Below are 19262 nucleotides of genomic sequence, written 5' to 3' on the forward strand. Positions count from 1 at the left end.
TCACACACGGGAGCGGGACCTCCCGAGGAATGATCGGAAGGTCCACAGCGTCCTCGCTGTGTTTCTTCAAAGGAACCTCGTCCCAGCGGATGCTGAGGACGGGGTATCAACATATCTGGCGTTGACTTTTGGCACGCTGTTGAGTTCTCAAGGAACGGACGCTTCCTTCGTACTCACCCTCGCGGGCTTTCCTCCGGGCGCTTCCCTTCGGTGTTCACTACGTTAGCCGATTCTCCCGGTGACTCATAATCGAGTCTCGCGAGTTCGATTCCGAGCGCACAGGCGCACCGAAATCGACCCCGCTGAGGGGGGGCTCGGTTGAGTAGTTGGGTTGGCCGCTCCGGCTGCAGGCGATCGCCGTACCCGGTTCAGCGGCTTGGGCCACGTTACGCATCTTCCGCCAGAGAGTCAACTTCGACGGCGCCGCGGCATGTGGGCGCGGTGGGGGCTCACCGTGGGATCGCCGGCGACCCAGAGAGGCAGACAGCGCGAGCGATCATCGGACTGATCGCACTGACGGCCATGATCGCCCCACCACACTGGTCCCGGCTCGCTATACCGTGCCCCGACCATGACCCGCTCCTCCGCTGGATCTCCACCCGCAAGCGGCACCGAAAGCCCCAACAGCAATGGGTGTGGCTCTCCCGCTGGGAAGATCGCCGTGTTCGGGCTCCGGGCTGAATATGTGATGCGCGCCAGGTTGACCGGCCCATAGGGTTGCGCCCGTGCCGATGACTGCCTCGCCTTTGTCCGCATATCCCCCGTTGAACGTGCGGGTGCACACACCCCGTCTGTCCTTGCTGGGAGCGACAGATGAGCTCCTGGAGCGTCTGGTCCCGACGGTTCGCAAGGGCGTGGTCACGCAGCCCCCGTGGCCGTTTGACGATCCGATGTCCCTCTATGAGGACAGCCCAGAGCGCGAGTGGGGCTGGTTGCAGGGGGTGTGGCGCGGCCGGGGCCGGGTCAGCTCGAGCCTTTGGCGTCTGTACTTCGTCGTGGTCATCGACGGCGAGCCGGTGGGCATGCAGGATCTGATCGGCATCGACTTCGCCGCGTTCGGTACGGTCACCACCTTTTCCTGGCTCAGCCCGGACGTGCGGGGCGGCGGCTTGGGCAAGGAGATGCGTCAGGCGGTGCTGCATCTGGCTTTCGATGGGTTGGGGGCCCGTGAGGCGAGCAGCGATGCCTTCTTCGACAACCATGCCTCGAACCGTGTCTCCCAAGCTCTGGGGTACGTGCCGAACGGCGTCAGCTGGGACACCCGGCGCGGCGAGCCGGCGGAGATCAAACAATGGAGGCTGACCCGCGAGCAGTGGATCAAGCGACGGCGCGATGACATCGAACTCGTCGCCGTTGGTGACTGCCTGCCAGTCCTCGGGATTGACCCGCCACCAACTGACTGATCACCAAGCCACCCGGAGAAGACCCGCCCTCTCCTCAGGTGGGCCGCCGGACTCCCCTCGCCTGGATCGCTACCGGGGCTGACTACCTCACGACAAGATTCAGGATCTTCCCAACGGAAGAACTACACCCAACAGCAATCAGATCCGATGAGAATCCAGAGCCGCACAGCGTCTCAGCGGAACTGATCAGCCCAGCTCAACGCCGTTCGATCGCCCGCCGAACAGGTCAGAACGGACAGTGAGACGGCGAAAGCGGTGGAGGTCGGCGCGCGTCGACAGTCCTCCGACCGGCCAAGGACGCGTCACACGCCACGCTCGCGAGCGATCACGCATCTTCGGGCCCGACTCCGCGCCGCCTCGCCGGCGAGCCGCGAACGAGGCGCACGGCGGCTCAGGCTCCGCCGGACGGCTTGGCTCTCGGGCTCAGTCGGTACGCCGAGACTGTTGGATCACCGGCGAGAAAGAAACGGTGCTGCCAGTCGTGGGCTTTGCTCACGCCTACCCGAGGGCCAATCCGGATGAGCGCAGCGGATACTGGCTCGCCCTCGGACAGCGCGACCGAGGCGCCCGTCAGCAGGTCTGTGCCGTTGTGCTCTGCCGTGATGCCGAGCGCCTGGCAGAAGTTCCCCGGACCCCGCGCAAGGCGTGGGCTCTCGACCTTCGCCCCTCGCCGCTTGCGTGCCAGGTCTTCCCCTTCGATGACCCTGCCTGCGCGGATGAGGACGGCCGAGGCGATGCCGTCTGTTCCGGTGACGATGTTGGCGCACCAGTGGAGACCGTGAGACCGGTAGACGTACAGGTGTCCTGCGGGTCCGAACATGACGGCGTTGCGGGGTGTCCTGCCTCGGTAGGCGTGGGAGGCGGGGTCGGCCGTACCGGAGTACGCCTCGGTCTCCGTGATGGTGATGCTCACGGTTCCCTCGGGGGCCTCGTGGGTGAGGAGGGCACCGAGCAGCTTGGGTGCGACTTCTTCAGCGGGGTGAGCGAGATCCATGACGTTCATGCTGACCGACTGGACATGCGGTAGGTGAAGTAGACGCAGACGTGACCGGGGCGGCCCCGCTGGTCGGGGGCGACCTCCGGGACGGGGCGGTCGAAGAACTCCCCGGGCAGGGGCGTACGGTCCGAGGGCGCGATCATGACTTCCGAGCGTAACCCAGACGGGTGGGCGCCCCTCGGTGTTCAAGGTCCGCTCCCCTTACGGGGCGCGGGTGTGGAACCGGTGGCGGTCGGATCGCGTTTGTAAGGGTCGGAGATCCACGTAAAGGGAGAGTCATGGGGTTCAAGAAGCTGCTCGCGAGCCTCGGCGCCGGCGGTGCCTCGGTCGAGACGGTGCTGCACGAGGTCAACGTCGTGCCGGGCGGAGTCGTCCAGGGGGAGGTACGGATCGAGGGCGGCTCGGTGAACCAGCAGATCGAGGGGCTGTCGGTCGGGCTGCAGGCGAAGGTCGAGGTCGAGAGCGGCGACCAGGAGTACAAGCAGGACATCGAGTTCACCAAGGTGCGGCTCGGTGGTGCCTTCGAGCTGCAGGCGGGGGCCGTGCACGCGGTGCCGTTCGGGCTGGAGATCCCGTGGGAGACGCCGGTCACGATGATCGACGGGCAGGCGCTGCGGGGCATGCACATCGGGGTGACCACGGAGCTGGCGATCGCGCGTGCCGTGGATTCGGGTGACCTGGACCCGATCAACGTGCATCCGCTGCCGGCGCAGCAGGCGATCCTGGACGCGTTCATCCAGCTCGGCTTCCGGTTCAAGAACGCGGACATGGAGCGCGGTCACATCCGCGGGACGCGGCAGCGGCTGCCGTTCTACCAGGAGATCGAGTTCTACCCGCCGTCGCAGTACCGGGGACTGAACCAGGTCGAGTTGAGTTTCGTGGCCGACGAGCACGCCATGGACGTGGTGCTGGAGATGGACAAGAAGTCGGGTCTGTTCAGCGAGGGCAGCGACACGTTCCGGTCGTTCCAGGTGGGTCTGCACGACTACCAGGGGACCGACTGGGCGGCGTACCTCCACCAGTGGATCGCCGAGGTCGGCAGCAGGCGCAACTGGTTCTAGGCTCGGGAATCGACGACCCAGGAAACGATCAGGAGGTATCGAGGTGACCGAGCTCAAGAGGCGGCCGCTCCCCCACGACTTCCATCCGCCCGTGCCCTCGTTCACGGTCACGAGTGACGACGTCCGGGAGGGCGCGACACTCAAGGACGCTCAGGTCCAGGCGGGTGGGAACACCTCGCCGCAGCTGCGCTGGGAGGGTTTCCCCGCAGAGACCAGGAGCTTCGCCGTGACCTGCTACGACCCGGACGCCCCGACGGGCAGCGGGTTCTGGCACTGGGTGGTGTTCGACATCCCGGCCTCCGTGACGGAGCTGCCGGCGGGTGCGGGCGGCGGCAAGTTCGAGGGGCTGCCCGAGGGCGCCGTGCACGCGCGCAACGACTACGGGACGAAGGACTTCGGGGGTGCCGCGCCACCGCCCGGGGACGGGCCGCACCGCTACGTCTTCACGGTGTACGCCGTCGACCAGGAGAAGCTGGGTCCGGACTCGGACGCCTCTCCCGCGGTGGTGGGCTTCCATCTGCGCTTCCACGCGCTGGCGAGGGCCCAGCTGATCGGTGAGTACGAGAACCCCGCCGAGGGCTGAGTCCCGCGTGGCGCAGGCCCGCGTTCGCTGAACATTTGCCCGTCTCCGGTCTTGGGATCGACCGGAGGCGGGCATTTATTGCGTTGTCCCATCCGGTGCGCCCGGCCAGAGTTGGTCCAGCCCGCCGCGGGGTGGGCCGGTGCACACGGGAGGTGGGCTGGAATGCGGGACACGCTGGTGCTGAACGCGAGCTTCGAGCCGCTGTCGACGGTGACGCTGAAGCGAGCCGTCGTGTTGGTGCTGCAGTCGAAGGCCGTGGTCGAGCAGGCCCACCCCGAGCTGCGGATGCGGGGTGCGGCGGTGGACATACCCGCGCCCCGGGTGATCCGGCTGTGCCGGTACGTGCGCGTGCCCTTTCGAAGACAGGCTCCGTGGTCGCGGCGGGGGGTGCTGGTACGGGACCGGCACCGGTGCGCGTACTGCGGGCGGCGGGCGACGACCGTGGACCATGTGGTGCCGCGGTCGCAGGGCGGGCGGGACACCTGGCTGAACACGGTGGCCTCGTGCGCGGAGGACAACCACCGCAAGGCGGACCGGACTCCGGAGCAGGCGGGTATGCCGTTGCTGCGGGAGCCGTTCGAGCCCACGCCGGCGGATGCGATGCTTCTGTCGTTGGGGCGGGAGGAGTTCGAGGCGCTGCCCGCCTGGCTGGCTCGGTCGGCCGCGTAGCCCCAAGGCAGTCGGGGTCCGCCTTCGTCGCGAAGGCGGACCCCGACTGCGTAGGGCTGGGCTGAACTGGGCTGGGCTGTTCAGTCGATGGACGGCTTCTCGCGGCGCTCCGTGCTCGTACCGGCGTTGCCGCCGCCCGAACCGCCGCCCAGGGAGCCGAAGTTGCCGATGGCGCCGGACAGGCCCTTGAGGGCGTCGCCGATTTCGCTGGGGACGATCCAGAGCTTGTTGGCGTCGCCCTCGGCGATCTTGGGAAGCATCTGGAGGTACTGGTAGGAGAGCAGCTTCTGGTCGGGGTCTCCGGCGTGGATGGACTCGAAGACCGTACGGATCGCCTGGGCTTCGCCCTCGGCGCGCAGGGCGGCGGCCTTGGCCTCACCTTCGGCGATCAGGATCGCGGACTGCTTCTCACCCTCGGCGCGCAGGATCTCGGACTGCCGGACCCCCTCGGCCTGGAGGATCGCGGCGCGTTTGTCGCGGTCGGCGCGCATCTGCTTCTCCATCGAGTCCTGGATGGAGGTGGGCGGTTCGATGGCCTTCAGCTCGACGCGGTTGACGCGGATGCCCCACTTGCCCGTGGCCTCGTCGAGGACGCCGCGCAGGGCCGCGTTGATCTCCTCGCGGGAGGTCAGGGTGCGTTCGAGGTCCATGCCGCCGATGATGTTGCGCAGCGTGGTGACGGTGAGCTGCTCGATGGCCTGGATGTAGCTGGCGACCTCGTAGGTGGCGGCGCGGGCGTCGGTCACCTGGTAGTAGATGACGGTGTCGATGTTGACGACCAGGTTGTCCTGGGTGATCACCGGCTGCGGCGGGAACGGTACGACCTGTTCGCGCAGGTCGATGCGGTTGCGGATGGTGTCGATGAACGGGACGACGATGTTGAGGCCCGCGTTCAGCGTCCGCGTGTAGCGGCCGAAGCGCTCGACGATGGCGGCGCTCGCCTGTGGGATGACCTGGATGGTCTTGATCAGGGCGATGAAGACCAACACCACCAGAATGATCAGGACGATGATGACCGGTGCCATCGTTGCTGCCCGTACCCCTTCTCCGCCTTGGCTCTCTCAAAAGATCCTGTGGCTGTTGAAGATCTTGTCGGTTGAGTCTGACAGACCGTCGTACACCTCGTGGGGTGTTCGGTCCACTTGCGTCGTTGCCCGGTGGCGGGCGGTCACATGACGACGGCGGTGGCCCCCTCGATGTCCACGACGTCCACCTGTTCGCCGGCTTCGTAGGCTCGGTCGGTGTCGAGTGCGCGCGCCGACCAGATCTCCCCGGCGAGCTTGATACGGCCGCCGGCGCCGTCGACACGTTCGAGTACGACGGCCTGTTTGCCCTTCAGTGCGTCGACTCCCGTGGCCAGTTCGGGGCGTTGTTTGCCGTGCCGGGCCGCGATGGGCCGGACCACGGCGATGAGGGCGACGGAGACCACGACGAAGGTGAGCACCTGGACGACGACGCCGAAGCCGAAGCCCGCGACGATCGCGGCGGCGACGGCGCCCACCGCGAACATGCCGAACTCCGGCATCGCGGTCACCACGAGCGGAATTCCGAGCGCCGCCGCCCCGACCAGCCACCACACCCATGCGTCGATGTTGTTCACATGTTCATGGTAGGCCGCGGGTGGTGACGGCGGACAGGGGCGCGGTGAAGGGGGTTCAGGACAGCGGCAGGCCCTGGGCGGTCCAGCGGTCGCCGACCTGCTCGACGACGAGCGGGAGGCCGAAGCACAGGGAGAGGTTGCGGGAGGTGAGTTCGAGCTCCAGGGGGCCTGCGGCGAGGACCTTGCCCTGGCGGATCATCAAGACGTGGGTGAAGCCGGGGGCGATCTCCTCGACATGGTGGGTGACCATGATCATCGAGGGGGCGATCGGGTCGCGGGCGAGCCGGCCGAGGCGGCGGACCAGGTCCTCGCGGCCGCCGAGGTCGAGGCCGGCGGCAGGCTCGTCGAGCAGGAGCAGCTCGGGGTCGGTCATCAGGGCGCGGGCGATCAGGGTGCGCTTGCGCTCGCCCTCGGAGAGGGTGCCGAACGTCCGGTCGAGGTAGTCGCTCATGCCGAGGCGGTCGAGGAAGGCGCGGGCGCGCTGCTCGTCGATGTCCTCGTACTCCTCCTGCCAGCCGGCGGTCATGCCGTAGGCGGCGGTGAGCACGGTCTGCAGCACGGTCTGGCGCTTGGGGAGCTTCTCGGTCAGGGCGATGCCAGCCATGCCGATGCGGGGGCGCAGCTCGAAGACGTCGGTGCCGGGCCTGCCGAGGGTCTCGCCGAGGACGGTGGCGGTGCCGGTGGTGGGGAAGAGGTAGGTCGAGGCGATGTTCAGCAGGGTGGTCTTGCCTGCGCCGTTGGGGCCGAGGATGACCCAGCGCTCGCCCTCCTTGACCGACCAGGAGACCTGGTCCACCAGAGCCCGGCCCTCGCGGACCACGGATACGTCCTGAAGCTCCAGAACATCGCTCATGAGCGCGTTGTCTCCCCTTGCAGTGTGCTGCCGGTCTCGGCCGTCGCGTACGCCTGTGGCTCGGTCCGCCGCGCCGGTGGGCGCAGCCCCCAACGAATCTACGCCACGAGCCGGGCGGGGCGGCCCATCGGTCCTCTCCTTAGGGTGGAGGCATGCTCTCGGAACCGCGCTCTGGACGTCTTGCCGCTTGGGGAAATGCCCTTTTGTCCGGACATGTATCGCCGGACCACACCGTGCTCGCCATTGTCGGGGACGATGCCGTCCACCGGGTGGAGGGCCTGCCCGGGGAGTCGGGGCCGGTCGGGCTCACGCTGGCCCTGGGGCGGCTGCGGACGCTCGGGGTGAGTGCGCTGCGGGTGGCGCTGCCCGCGCCGGGGCATCCGCTGGGGCTGAGCGGGCCGCCGGAGTTCAATGCGCGGGCGCTGGAGGCCGAGGAGGCCGTGATCTGTCACGGCGCCGCTCTCGGGCTGGTGCCTCAGGCGTACGAGGTGGGGCCCGAGGGTGATGTGCACGCCGAGGTGGTGTGGCACGTGCTGCCCGTGCGGGAGGCGCCGCCGGTCGACGTGCCGTCGCTGGGTGAGGCCGAGCGGGAGCTGGCCGAGGCGTTGCGGGAGGCGACTCAGGTGCTGTCGCGGCTGGACGTGGCCGGGTCGGGGCCGGTGGCTCAGGCGGCGATCGACGCGTACCGGGCTCGGGCCGAAGGAGGGCGTGGGCAGGAACTGCTGGCGCCCGGGTACCCGCCGCGGGCGGCGCGGGTGCTGGAGCTGGCGCGGCGGGTGGGGTTGCTGGTGTCGCTGGCGTACGAGAAGCGGCACGGGGGTGCGGTGAGTGCGTCCGAGATCGGGGCGCGGGGGGATGTGCTGCGGGTGGTGGAGCGGACGGCTCGGCGGGCGCAGGTCGCGGCGTACAACTCCGTTGTGGAGGAGCGGGAGAAGGGGGTGCGGTGAGCGTGGGTTCGCTGGGCGCCCGGCGTTGCGCTGTGGGGGTTGGGTGCGCAGCCCGGCGTTTGCGGGGTGCTTCCCCCAAGCTCTCGGCTGCGCTCGAGCAGGGGCACCCCCATCGTCCTGAGGGTCTCCCAGGCGTTCAGCGCTGGGGGAGGCACGACTGCCCGCGGGATGGCGGGTGGGCGCGGGTCACCCCACTCCGTGGCGGACTGCCCACAGGGCGGCCTGGGTTCGGTCGGAGAGGTCCAGTTTCATCAGGATGTTGGAGACGTGGGTCTTGACGGTCTTCTCGGAGAGGACCAGGGTTCGGGCGATCTCGCGGTTGGAGCGGCCGTCGGCTATCAGGGCGAGGACCTCGCGCTCCCGTTCCGTCAGGGAGGTTCCGCGGCCCTGGCCGGTGTTGGTCTCCTCCTGGGACAGCAGGGCGTTCGCCACCTCCGGCTGGAGGAGGATGTGGCCGGCGTGCACCGAGCGGATGGCGCCGGCGAGGGCGTCGGGGTCCACGTCCTTGTAGACGTACCCGGCCGCGCCCGCGCGCAGGGCCGGGACGACCGTGCGCTGTTCGGTGAAGCTGGTGACGATCAGCACGCGCGCGGGGTTGTCCAGTTCGCGGAGCCGGCGCAGTGCCTCGACGCCGTCCATGACGGGCATCTTGACGTCCATGAGGACGACGTCGGGCCTCAGTTCCTCGGCCCGGGTGACGCCTTCGGCGCCGTCGGCCGCTTCGCCCACGACCTCGATGTCGTCCTGTATCTCCAGGAAGGTGCGCAGGCCCCGGCGGACCACCTGGTGGTCGTCGACGAGCAACACCTTGATCGGCTCAGCCACCGGGGACCTCCATCTCGATCGCGGTGCCCTTGCCGGGCGCCGATTCCACCGTCAGCCGGCCGCCGACACCACTCGCCCGGTCCCGCATGGAGACCAGGCCGAGGTGACGGCCGGCCCGGCGTACCGCCATGGGGTCGAAGCCGGTGCCGTCGTCGGTGATCCGCAGGACGGCACCGCGGCCGTGGCGGTCGAGGGTGACGTCGACGTGTTCCGCCCGTGCGTGCCGCAGCGCGTTGTGCAGGGCTTCCTGGGCGACGCGGAGCATGGCCTCCTCCTGGGCGGCCGGCAGGGCGCGCGGGCCGCGGGCGGTGAAGGTGACGCGCGCGCTGTGGGCGCGGTCGAGGACCTGGATCTGGGTGCGGAGGGTGGCGACCAGACCGTCCTCGTCGAGGGCCGCGGGGCGCAACTCCACGACGGCGGCACGCAGTTCGTCGGCCGCTTCGGCGGCGAGGGCGGCCACCTGCTGCAGTTCGCCCTTGGCGCGCACCGGGTCGCGGTCGACGAGGGCGGCGGCGGCCTGGGCGGTCAGGCGCAAGGAGAACAGCTTCTGGCTGACCGCGTCGTGCAGTTCGTGGGCGAGGCGGGAGCGCTCCTCGGCGATGGTCAGCTCGCGGCTGCGTTCGTAGAGGCGGGCGTTGGTGAGGGCGATCGCGGCGTGCTGGGCGAGGATGGAGAGCAGTTCCTCGTCCTCCTCGGTGAAGCCGCAGCTGCCCTCGGGTTTGGGGCAGCGCTTGTTCGCCAGGAACAGCGCGCCGATGACCTCGTTGCCGTCGCGGATCGGCAGGCCCAGGAAGTCGGACATCTCCGGGTGGGCGGCCGGCCAGCCCTCGAAGCGGGGGTCCTTGCGCACGTCCGCGAGGCGCTCGGCCTTCGCCTCGTGCAGCATCGCGGCGAGGATGCCGTGCTGGCGCGGGAGCGGGCCGATGGCCCGCCACTGCTCGTCGCTGACCCCGTCGACCACGAACTGGGCGAAGCCGCCGTGGTCGTCCGGCACGCCGAGAGCGGCGTACTGCGCGTCGAGCAGTTCGCGGGCCGAGGCGACGATCGTCTTCAGGACGTCGCGCACCTCGAGGTGCCTGCTCATGGCCAGCAGCGCGGAGCTCACCGCGGCGAGGCCGGACCGGGGACCTTGACTCATGCCCTCACGGTACCGGCGGGGTCCGACACCGCGGATCGGCCCCGTGGCGGCCCCGCCCGGACCGCTGGACCTAGGTCCGCGGGCCGAGCGCGAGCGGCCCGGGCCGGCGGGACCGGGTCGCTCGCCCTACGGCGAAGGGCCCCGCCGGTTTGCGGCCCGCGTCCGAGGCGGCGCCGGGGGCGCCGTTCCTACGTTGGGCAGCGCGCCGGTCAGGAGGCGCACGAGGACGGCCCGGACGCAAGGGACGGGCCATGATCAGGGGACGGGCGACATGCCGGTAGCGATCATCACAGGGGCTTCGAAGGGGCTGGGGCGGGCACTGGCCGAGGCGCTGGCCGCGCGCGGCTGGGACCTGGTGCTCGACGCCAGGGGTGCGGAGGTGCTGGGGGAGGCGGCTCGGGCCGTCTCCGTGCACGGCACGCGCGTGGAGGCCCTGCCCGGGGACGTCACGGACGCCGGGCACCGGGCCGAGCTGGTGGCGGCGGCGCGCGGGCTGGGCGGGGTCGACCTGGTGGTGCACAACGCGAGCGCGCTGGGCGCGGAGCCGCTCGTGCGGCTGGCGGAGCTGCCCCTGGAGGGGCTGCGCCGGGCGCTGGAGGTGAACACGGTCGCCGCGCTGGGGCTGGTGCAGGAGGCGCTGCCGCTGCTGCGGGAGTCGGCGCGCGGCACGGTGATCGCGGTGAGTTCGGACGCGGCCGTCGAGGCGTACGAGACGTGGGGCGGTTACGGGGCGTCGAAGGCGGCGCTGGACCATCTGGCGGCGGTGCTCGCCGAGGAGGAGCCGGGGCTGCGGGTGTGGGCGGTGGACCCGGGGGACATGGCCACCGACCTGTACGCGGCGGCCGTACCGGACGACGACGCCCCGCGTCCGGCGCCGGGCCAGGTGGTGCCGGCGTTCCTGCGGCTGCTGGAGGAGCGCCCGGTGAGCGGCCGCCGCAGCGCGCCCGCCCTGCTGGAGGGGCGATGACCCTGACCGTGCGGGTTCCGCGGGAGCTGTCGGCGCGGGTGCCGGCCGAACAGCGGGGTCCCGGGCTGGACCGGGACGCCGTACGTCTGCTGGTGTCGCGTGGCACGGATGTGTCGCACCACGCCTTCCGGGAGCTGCCGCGGCTGCTGCGCGCGGGGGATCTGCTGGTGGTGAACACCTCCCCCACGCTGGCCGCCGCGGTGGACGGGCGGATCGGGCACGCGCGCGTGGTGGTGCACTTCTCCACGCGCGGGGACGACGGGCGCTGGGCGGTGGAGATACGGGACCCGGACGGGAGGGGCAGCACGCGTGCGCGTACGGGAGGGCCTGCGGGTACGGAGGTGGTGCTGCCCGGGGGCGTACGGCTGGTGCTGGAGGAGCCGCTGAGCGCGGAGAGTGCGCGACTGTGGTGGGCGCGGGTGTCGGGGCCTTCGGTGCTCGGGACGCTGCGGGTGCACGGGCGGCCCATTCGTTACTCCTATACGGAGCGGGACCAGCCGCTGTCCGTGTACCAGACGGTGTTCGCGGTGCCGTCGGCCGACGGCTCGGGCAGTGCGGAGATGCCGAGTGCGGCGCGGCCCTTCACGGAGCGGCTGGTGGCTCGGCTGGTGAGCCGGGGGGTGCTGTTCGCGCCGGTCGTCCTGCACACGGGCGTGGCCTCGGCCGAGGCGCACGAGCCGCCGTATCCGGAGCGGTTCTCGGTGCCCGAGGCGTCGGCCCGGCTGATCAACGGCGTACGGGCGGGCGGCGGCCGGGTGATCGCGGTGGGGACCACGGCGGTGCGGGCCGTGGAGTCGGCGGCCGGGCCGGACGGTGTGGTCCGGGCGGCCGCGGGGTGGACCGGTCTCGTGGTGACGCCCGAGCGCGGCGTACGGGTCGTGGACGGACTGCTGACCGGGCTGCACGAGCCGGAGGCCTCGCATCTGCTGATGCTGGAGGCGGTCGCGGGACGGGCGGCGGTCGACCGCGGGTATGAGCAGGCCGTTCGTGGGCACTACCTCTGGCACGAGTTCGGCGATGTGCATCTCGTCCTTCCGACGGAAACCGCTCACTCGGAGCGTTGCGGCGGCAACCAGGCGTGACGAAACCCCTCCCCCGGTGTGAGGACGCGCATAGGGTGCACATCACGTACGAACCGGCATAGGAGACACAGACCCCCCTCATGAACGGGACAGATGGCCCGATCTGTCCCGTTTTATCTGTTCCCGTTCCACTACCCGGCTTCGTACGTCACACCTTTGCTCGCTGATTTTGCGGCGGCTAAGAATTACTCCCGTCGCTCAGCGCCGCGGTTTTCTGTCCGCGGCGTTTGCGCGGGAAGGACCCCCTCCCGCAGTCCGGAGAGCGACCTCCGCGCTACTCGAAGAGGTCCATTCGCCATGCCCGCAAACTTCCGTCTCCGTGCTCATGGCCGTGCCCTGACCAAGCGCCGCAAACTCGTCGGCGCCGGTGCGGTCGCTCTCGCCGCCGCCTCCCTGGCCGTCTCCGCCGCGCCCAGCCAGGCCGAGACGGCGACCAGCACCGCCGCCGTCTCCGCGGCCCCGGTGCAACTGAGCACCCAGCCGCTCAAGGGCGTCAAGGCCGGCCTCACCGACCAGCTCGCCGGTGACAGCGTGAAGATCCAGGCCATCGAGGCCAAGCAGCAGGCCGCCGTCAAGAAGCAGGCCGTCGCCAAGAAGCAGACCGCCGTCAAGAAGACCGCCGTCAAGAAGGCCCAGGTCACCCACCAGGCCAAGCAGTCCGTGAGCCGGTCCGCCGAGCGTCCGCAGATGCAGACGGTCGCCGCCTCCACCAGCTACGGCAACAACCTGGACGGCTGGATCCGGCAGGCGCTGGCCATCATGAAGCAGCACAACATCCCCGGCTCCTACCACGGCCTGCACAAGAACATCATGCGGGAGTCCTCGGGCAACCCCAACGCCATCAACAACTGGGACATCAACGCCCGCAACGGCATCCCGTCCAAGGGCCTGCTGCAGGTCATCGAGCCGACCTTCAGGGCGTACCACGTCCCCGGCACGTCCCACGACATCTACGACCCGGTCGCCAACATCACCGCCGCCGCCAACTACGCGGCCAAGCGGTACGGCTCGATCGACAACGTCAACGGCGCGTACTGACGTCACCGACGTACTGAGGCCGACGCGGACCTTCGACGAGACGCGAAAAAGGGCGGCACCCCACGGTGGGGTGCCGCCCTTCGGCATCATGACACGGCCTTCCGCGGTTACTTGCGCATGACCTCCGGCTCGTGGCGGCGCAGGAAGCGCGCCACCAGGAAGCCGCAGACCACACCGAGGGCGATCAGCGCGGTCATGTCGACGGCCCAGGCCGAGGCCGTGTGGTCCCACAGCGGGTCGGTGCTGGACGGGTCGTCGGTGTTCGGGGCGATCTTGTTGAAGTCCAGCGTGGCGCCGGCGGCGGCCACCGCCCAGCGCGACGGCATCAGGTACGAGAACTCGTTGACGCCTATGGTGCCGTTCAGGGTGAACAGGCAGCCGGTGAAGACCACCTGGATGATCGCGAACATGACCAGCAGCGGCATGGTCTTCTCCGCGGTCTTCACCAGCGAGGAGATGACCAGACCGACCATCATCGAGGTGAAGCCGAGCCCCATGATCGGCAGGCACAGTTCGAGCAGCGTCGCGTTGCCGAGGATCAGGCCCTTTTCCGGGATCTCCCGGCTGGAGAAGCCGATCAGGCCGACCATCAGGCCCTGCAGCACGGTGACGGTGCCGAGCACGACCACCTTCGACATCAGGTACGCCGAGCGGGACAGGCCGGTCGCGCGTTCCCGTTCGTAGATCACCCGTTCCTTGATCAGCTCGCGGACGGAGTTCGCGGCACCCGCGAAGCAGGCGCCGACCGCGATGATCAGCAGCACCGTGGTCGCCGTGCCGTTCGGGATGGGCATGCCGGTCTTCTGGTTGATATTGACCAGCAGGCCTCTGTTGTGGTCGATGAGCAGGCTGACCGAGCCGATCACCGCCGGCAGGATCACCGACAGCGCCAGGAAGCCCTTGTCGGAGGCGATCACCGCCATGTACCGCCGGATCAGGGTCAGCAGCTGCGAGCCCCAGCTCTGCGGCTTGGGCGGCTTGATGGCCTGCGGCGGCGGCATGTGTACGGACTGCGGGGCGACGGCGTCGATGTCCGCGGCGTACATCTGGTAGTGCTGCGAGCCCTTCCAGCGGCCCGCCCAGTCGTAGTCGCGGTAGTTCTCGAAGGCGGAGAAGACGTCGGCCCAGGTGTCGTAGCCGAAGAAGTTCAGCGCCTCCTCGGGCGGGCCGAAGTAGGCCACGGCGCCGCCCGGCGCCATCACCAGCAGCCTGTCGCACAGCGCCAGCTCGGCCACCGAGTGGGTGACGACGAGGACGGTGCGGCCGTCGTCGGCCAGGCCGCGCAGCAGCTGCATGACGTCGCGGTCCATGCCCGGGTCGAGGCCGCTGGTCGGCTCGTCCAGGAAGATCAGCGACGGCTTGGTGAGCAGCTCCAGGGCCACCGACACGCGCTTGCGCTGGCCACCGGAGAGAGAGGTGACCTTCTTGTCCTTGTGGACGTCCAGCTTCAGCTCGCGCAGCACCTCGTCGATGCGGGCCTCGCGCTCGGCGGCCGTGGTGTCGGCCGGGAAGCGCAGCTTGGCCGCGTACTTCAGGGCTTTCTTGACGGTCAGCTCCTTGTGCAGGATGTCGTCCTGCGGGACCAGACCGATGCGCTGGCGCAGCTCGGCGAACTGCTTGTAGAGGTTCCGGTTGTCGTAGAGGACCTCGCCCTGGTCGGCGGGCCGGTAGCCGGTGAGCGCCTTGAGCAGGGTCGACTTGCCGGAGCCGGACGGGCCGATGACCCCGACCAGCGACTTCTCCGGAACGCCGAAGGAGACGTCCCTGAGGATCTGCTTGCCGCCGTCGACCGTCACGGTCAGCTGGCGGGCGGAGAAGGACACCTCACCGGTGTCGACGAACTCCTCCAGCCGGTCGTCGACGATCCGGAACGTCGAGTGGCCGACGCCGACGATGTCGGTCGGGCCGAGCTGCACCGAGCCGCCCTTGGGGATCGGCTGGCCGTTGACGTACGTGCCGTTGTGCGAGCCGAGGTCGCGGATCTCGAAGCGGCCGTCGGGCGTGGCGTGGAACTCCGCGTGGTTGCGGGAGACCTGGAGGTCGGAGACGACCAGGTCGTTCTCCAGGGCACGGCCGATGCGCATCACTCGGCCGAGCGAGAACTGGTAGAAGGTGGTGGGACTTCGGTCGCCGTGGACGGGCGGCGCGCCGGCGCCGGGGCCCTGCTGGTGCGGAATCGACGGTGACTGCGGTCCCTGCCGCGGTTGCTGCCAGTCGGCCTGCGGCGCCTGGTGTTGCGGCTCCTGCTGCGGTGTCTGCTTCTGCCCCCAGCCGGGACCGGCGCCCTGGGCGGCGTACGGCTGCTGCTGGGGCTGGGCCTGCGGCGTGCCCACGGCCGCAGCGGCGGCGGAAAGCGTCAGACGCGGGCCGTCGGTCGCGTTGCCGAGATGGACCGCCGAGCCGGGGCCGATCTCCAGTTGCCGGATCCGCTGGCCCTGCACGAACGTGCCGTTGGTGCTGCCGGGGTCCTCGATGACCCAACTGCGGCCGTTGAAGCTGACCGTGGCGTGACGCCAGGAGACCCTGGCGTCGTCGAACACGATGTCTCCCTGCGGATCGCGTCCCAGGGAGTAGGACCTGGACGGGTCGAGCGTCCAGGTCCGTCCATTGGTTTCCAGTACGAGTTCCGGCACTCCAAGCCCCACTGAGTTGTCCCCCGAGTTACCCCCGTCGCAGGGAGTCTAGGGATGTCGAACATCGTGGGGAACTATTTCAGGCTTCCGTCTCTGACCGAAACCCGGGCCTTGTGAAGTGTGCGTACGTCCGCTTCGACTGTTTTTTCGTCGACGGGGTTGAAACCCTGCCGGAGAGTGGTATTTCACGCGAGGGGGACACGCGCGGCAGCCGCGCCGCGCCGCGGATCGGGGGGTCTGTCATGAGCGCTGCCACGGGCGTCGGGACCGCGAGGCGTGGTGCGCGCCTGCCCTGGCTGGATGTGCTGCTGTCCGCGATCACCTCCGTGAGCTGGGCGTTGATCGGCATGGCGGGTACGGCCGCGCTGGGTCTGCGTCTGCTGGAGGCCGACTCGGCGGGGTCGCTCGGGCCAATGACCGCCGCGGTGGTGGCACTTGGGGCGGGCGGTTCGGTCACGCCGTCCGGCGATGTGTCCGCGTTCGGTCTGAAAGGCGCCGAGGCGCACACCGCCCTCCAGATCACGCCACTGGGGGTGAGCCTGGTCGGGGCGCTGCTGCTGTCGTGGATCTTCCTGCGTTCCTTGCGCACGGCGGGAGTTGTCATCTCCCCGGCCGAACTCCTCGCCCGGGCGGGTGCGGTGGTGGCGCTGTTCGTGGCGATGCTGGGCGGGCTGGCCTGGGCGGGGCACGGTGTCGTCACCATCGACGGGGGCTCGCTCGGACTGGGCGGGCTGCCGGGCGGCGGAGGGCCGGGGGACGTGCGCATTCCCGGGCTGGGCGACCTGGGGGACATCGGCGGCCTCTTCCCCGACGGCATCGGCGGGCTCATCGGCGCCAAGGCGACGGTCGGCTTCACCGTCGACACGGCGCCGACCCTGCTGGGCGGGCTCGGCTGGTCGGCCGGGGTCCTGCTGATCGCCCTGCTGGCCTCGCGCCGTACGCCGTTGCCGCGCGGTTGGGACGTCGTGCACCGGGTGGTGCGGCCGGCCGTGTCCGCGCTGGTCTCGGTGGTGATGGTCGCGGTGGCTGCGGGTCTGGCGGCGGCGGCGTACGCGGCGGTCGGCGACGCCCACCCCCGGCGCGTCGCGGGCGCCGCACTGCTCGGCACGCCCAACGGGGTGGGGCTCGGCGTTCCGGTCGGCCTGTTCGTCCCCTTCGACGGCCAGGCGACCGGCGAACTGGCCAAGCTCCTGCCCGACCCCCTGGACAAGCTCCTGACCGTGCGCTCCGACCAGCCGGTCACGCTGTCCCGGCTGGCCGACCTGGACGGCCGGGTGTGGCTCCTGGGGGTGGCGGCGGCGCTGATGCTGCTGCTGGCGGGGGTCCTGACGGCGGTGCGGACGCCGGTGGGGGCGGGGCGGGACGTCCTGGGCTTCGCGGGCCGGTGCGCGCTGCGGCTGGGCATCGCCACCGCGCTGACGCTTCCGCTGCTCGCGTGGCTGACGGAGGTGTCGGTGGACACGTCCCTGTCCGTACTCGGCTTCGACGCGTTCGGCGCGGGGATGGAACTGCACGGTCACCCGGGCACGGCCTTGCTCCTGGGCGCGGCGTGGGGCGCCGGGGCGGGCGCGGTGGGTGCCCTGATGGCCCACGCCACCGGGGCGGCGGGGCGGCGGGCGGCGCCGTTGGCACGGGGTGACGTGTGGGACGGCTGGGGGATGGAGTCGGGGGGCGGGGTAGCGGAGGGTGCCGGGAACGGCGCAGGGACCGGAGCGGCGGAGGGTGCCGGTCACGGCCCGTGGGCCGCTGCGGGCGAGGCCCGGCGTCCCGGGCACGCGGGGCAGCAGGCCGGCCCCTACACGCCCGGTACGCCCCACCGGCCACCGAACCCGTCCACCAACCCGTATCTCCGCCTGCCCGGTGAACTGCGTTCCCCGCAGTCCCCGGAGGACGCCCGCCCGCCGGACGGCCAGGAGCTGGGGGACGGGGCGGCGCCCTCCGGGCGGACGGGGCCCGGAGGCGGCGGGCGGCCTCGGTCCGGGTCGTCGGCCGACGACGTCTACGGCGCTCCGACGGTGATCGGCCCCTTGGAGCCGCCCTCGCCTCCGCCCGGACGGCGTGCGAGCACGTGGCCGGACGACGGTCCGCCGCCCCCGCCCCCGCCTCCCCCGCCAAGGCCTCCTCGCCGCCCGCAGCAGTAATACTTGTCCTACTGTCCGCCTGGCGGACCTGGAAGGCAGGCGGCACTGGGTGCCGGATACCGTGGAAACACCATGAGCGCTTCGCAGACCTCTGACGATCCCACCCTTCTCGTCAAGATCTTCGGGAAGGACAGGCCGGGCATCACGGCCGGACTCTTCGACACCCTCGCCGCCTACTCCGTCGACGTGGTCGACATCGAGCAGGTCGTCACCCGTGGCCGCATGGTGCTGTGCGTGCTCGTCACCCAGCCACCCGCCGGGGCCGAGGGCGACCTTCGGGCCACCGTGCACAGCTGGGCCGAGTCGATGAAGATGCAGGCGGAGATCATCTCCGGCCGTGGCGACAACCGGCCGCGCGGCCTCGGGCGCTCCCTGGTCACCGTGCTCGGTCACCCGCTCACCGCGGAGGCGACCGCCCGGATCGCCGCGCGGATCACCGGGACCGGCGGCAACATCGACCGTATCTTCCGGCTTGCCAAGTACCCGGTGACGGCGGTGGAGTTCGCGGTGTCCGGCGTGGAGACGGAGCCCCTGCGCACCGCTCTGGCCACGGAGTCGGCGGCACTCGGTGTCGATGTGGCGGTCGTCGGCGCGGGCCTGCACCGGCGGGCGCAGCGGCTGGTGGTGATGGACGTGGACTCCACGCTCATCCAGGACGAGGTGATCGAGCTCTTCGCCGGTCACGCCGGCTGCGAGGACAAGGTCGCCGAGGTGACGGCGGCCGCGATGCGCGGCGAGCTGGACTTCGAGGAGTCTCTGCACGCGCGCGTAGCACTGCTGGCGGGGCTGGACGCCTCGGTGGTGGACAAGGTGCGCAGCGAGGTGCGGCTGACTCCGGGCGCGCGCACCCTGATCCGTACGCTCAAGCGGCTCGGTTACCAGGTGGGCGTCGTCTCGGGCGGGTTCACGCAGGTCACCGACGATCTGAAGGAGCGGCTCGGGCTGGACTTCGCACAGGCCAACACGCTGGAGATCGTCGACGGGAAGCTGACGGGCCGGGTCACCGGCGAGATCGTGGACCGGGCGGGCAAGGCGCGGCTGCTGCGCCGGTTCGCCGCGGAGGCAGGCGTTCCGCTGTCGCAGACGGTCGCGATCGGTGACGGCGCCAATGATCTGGACATGTTGAACGCGGCCGGTCTCGGAGTCGCCTTCAACGCCAAGCCGGTGGTGCGGGAGGCGGCGCACACCGCGGTGAACGTGCCGTTCCTCGACACGGTCCTCTACCTGCTCGGGGTCACCCGGGAAGAGGTCGAGGCGGCGGACGCGCACGTGGAGGACTGAGCCGGTTCACGAGAGGCGGCCCGGCACCGCATGGGTGCCGGGCC

The 19262-nt window shown here is 70.5% G+C and carries 17 protein-coding genes and 1 pseudogene; 10 read left to right on the forward strand and 8 right to left on the reverse strand.

What is annotated here, in order from left to right; translation table 11 throughout:
• Positions 1-731 precede the first annotated feature (731 nt).
• A complete protein-coding gene (locus tag DEP02_RS04565; protein WP_112466028.1) occupies positions 732-1403 on the forward strand; it encodes a GNAT family N-acetyltransferase in 672 nt (223 codons plus the stop codon).
• A gap of 391 nt (positions 1404-1794) precedes the next feature.
• On the opposite strand, the gene DEP02_RS04570 is transcribed toward DEP02_RS04565, so the two are convergent.
• Complete coding sequence (locus tag DEP02_RS04570) at positions 1795-2406, reverse strand: DNA-3-methyladenine glycosylase (protein ID WP_112466029.1); 612 nt, start codon at positions 2404-2406, stop codon at positions 1795-1797.
• 62 nt (positions 2407-2468) lie between these two features.
• Positions 2469-2543, reverse strand: a pseudogene (locus DEP02_RS34345) (DNA-3-methyladenine glycosylase); the annotation flags it as partial.
• Positions 2544-2678: 135 nt separating this feature from the next.
• Here DEP02_RS34345 and DEP02_RS04575 point away from each other — a divergent pair.
• The 3 genes from DEP02_RS04575 (at position 2679) to DEP02_RS04585 (ending at position 4713) form a co-directional block, all read left to right on the forward strand.
• Positions 2679-3461 (forward strand): sporulation protein, encoded by a 783-nt coding sequence (locus DEP02_RS04575; RefSeq protein ID WP_112466030.1) that lies wholly within the window; start codon positions 2679-2681, stop codon positions 3459-3461.
• Positions 3462-3504: 43 nt separating this feature from the next.
• Positions 3505-4044, forward strand: a complete 540-nt coding sequence (locus DEP02_RS04580; RefSeq protein ID WP_112466031.1) for a YbhB/YbcL family Raf kinase inhibitor-like protein — start codon at positions 3505-3507, stop codon at positions 4042-4044.
• Positions 4045-4206: 162 nt separating this feature from the next.
• The gene (locus tag DEP02_RS04585) at positions 4207-4713 is read left to right on the forward strand and encodes an HNH endonuclease (protein ID WP_112466032.1); all 507 of its coding nucleotides are present in this window, start codon (positions 4207-4209) and stop codon (positions 4711-4713) included.
• A gap of 80 nt (positions 4714-4793) precedes the next feature.
• On the opposite strand, the gene DEP02_RS04590 is transcribed toward DEP02_RS04585, so the two are convergent.
• The 3 genes from DEP02_RS04590 to DEP02_RS04600 all read right to left on the reverse strand — a co-directional run bounded on the left by DEP02_RS04590 (position 4794) and on the right by DEP02_RS04600 (position 7166).
• A complete protein-coding gene (locus DEP02_RS04590) occupies positions 4794-5738 on the reverse strand; it encodes an SPFH domain-containing protein (protein ID WP_073952298.1) in 945 nt (314 codons plus the stop codon).
• 143 nt (positions 5739-5881) lie between these two features.
• A complete protein-coding gene (locus DEP02_RS04595) occupies positions 5882-6313 on the reverse strand; it encodes an NfeD family protein (protein WP_112466033.1) in 432 nt (143 codons plus the stop codon).
• Between the two features lie 55 nt (positions 6314-6368).
• On the reverse strand, positions 6369-7166 hold the full coding sequence (locus DEP02_RS04600; protein WP_112466034.1) for an ABC transporter ATP-binding protein: 798 nt from the start codon (positions 7164-7166) through the stop codon (positions 6369-6371).
• A gap of 152 nt (positions 7167-7318) precedes the next feature.
• Here DEP02_RS04600 and DEP02_RS04605 point away from each other — a divergent pair, with 152 nt between their 5' ends.
• The gene (locus DEP02_RS04605; RefSeq protein WP_112466035.1) at positions 7319-8113 is read left to right on the forward strand and encodes an Rv1486c family protein; all 795 of its coding nucleotides are present in this window, start codon (positions 7319-7321) and stop codon (positions 8111-8113) included.
• 186 nt (positions 8114-8299) lie between these two features.
• Here DEP02_RS04605 and DEP02_RS04610 read toward each other — a convergent pair whose 3' ends face one another.
• Entirely contained in the window at positions 8300-8938 is a 639-nt protein-coding gene (locus DEP02_RS04610) for a response regulator (protein WP_112466036.1), read from the reverse strand.
• The gene (locus DEP02_RS04615; RefSeq protein WP_112466037.1) at positions 8931-10076 is read right to left on the reverse strand and encodes a GAF domain-containing sensor histidine kinase; all 1146 of its coding nucleotides are present in this window, start codon (positions 10074-10076) and stop codon (positions 8931-8933) included. The genes DEP02_RS04610 and DEP02_RS04615 overlap by 8 nt, the downstream gene beginning before the upstream one ends.
• 271 nt (positions 10077-10347) lie before the next feature.
• On the opposite strand from DEP02_RS04615, the gene DEP02_RS04620 reads away from it, so the two are divergent.
• The 3 genes from DEP02_RS04620 (at position 10348) to DEP02_RS04630 (ending at position 13163) form a co-directional block, all read left to right on the forward strand.
• Positions 10348-11043 carry an SDR family NAD(P)-dependent oxidoreductase gene (locus DEP02_RS04620; protein WP_112466038.1) on the forward strand — a complete coding sequence of 232 codons (696 nt, stop codon included), beginning with the start codon at positions 10348-10350 and terminating at the stop codon, positions 11041-11043.
• The gene (locus DEP02_RS04625; protein WP_112466039.1) at positions 11040-12125 is read left to right on the forward strand and encodes an S-adenosylmethionine:tRNA ribosyltransferase-isomerase; all 1086 of its coding nucleotides are present in this window, start codon (positions 11040-11042) and stop codon (positions 12123-12125) included. Before DEP02_RS04620 ends, DEP02_RS04625 begins: the two co-directional genes overlap by 4 nt.
• Positions 12126-12422: 297 nt before the next feature.
• Positions 12423-13163, forward strand: coding sequence for a transglycosylase SLT domain-containing protein (locus DEP02_RS04630; RefSeq protein WP_112466040.1), 741 nt, complete (start codon positions 12423-12425; stop codon positions 13161-13163).
• Between the two features lie 107 nt (positions 13164-13270).
• Here the strand turns inward: DEP02_RS04630 and DEP02_RS04635 are convergent, their stop codons facing one another.
• Positions 13271-15796: an ABC transporter ATP-binding protein/permease gene (locus tag DEP02_RS04635; RefSeq protein WP_112466041.1), complete on the reverse strand. Its 2526-nt coding sequence runs from the start codon at positions 15794-15796 to the stop codon at positions 13271-13273.
• 242 nt (positions 15797-16038) lie between these two features.
• Here DEP02_RS04635 and DEP02_RS04640 point away from each other — a divergent pair, with 242 nt between their 5' ends.
• Both DEP02_RS04640 and serB read left to right on the forward strand, forming a co-directional pair.
• Entirely contained in the window at positions 16039-17937 is a 1899-nt protein-coding gene (locus DEP02_RS04640; protein WP_112466042.1) for a streptophobe family protein, read from the forward strand.
• A 72-nt stretch (positions 17938-18009) separates the two neighbouring features.
• The gene (gene serB, locus DEP02_RS04645; protein ID WP_112466043.1) at positions 18010-19218 is read left to right on the forward strand and encodes a phosphoserine phosphatase SerB; all 1209 of its coding nucleotides are present in this window, start codon (positions 18010-18012) and stop codon (positions 19216-19218) included.
• Positions 19219-19262 lie beyond the last annotated feature (44 nt).

This window comes from Streptomyces triticisoli, from assembly GCF_003270085.1.
Classification (GTDB): Bacteria; Actinomycetota; Actinomycetes; order Streptomycetales; family Streptomycetaceae; genus Streptomyces; species Streptomyces triticisoli.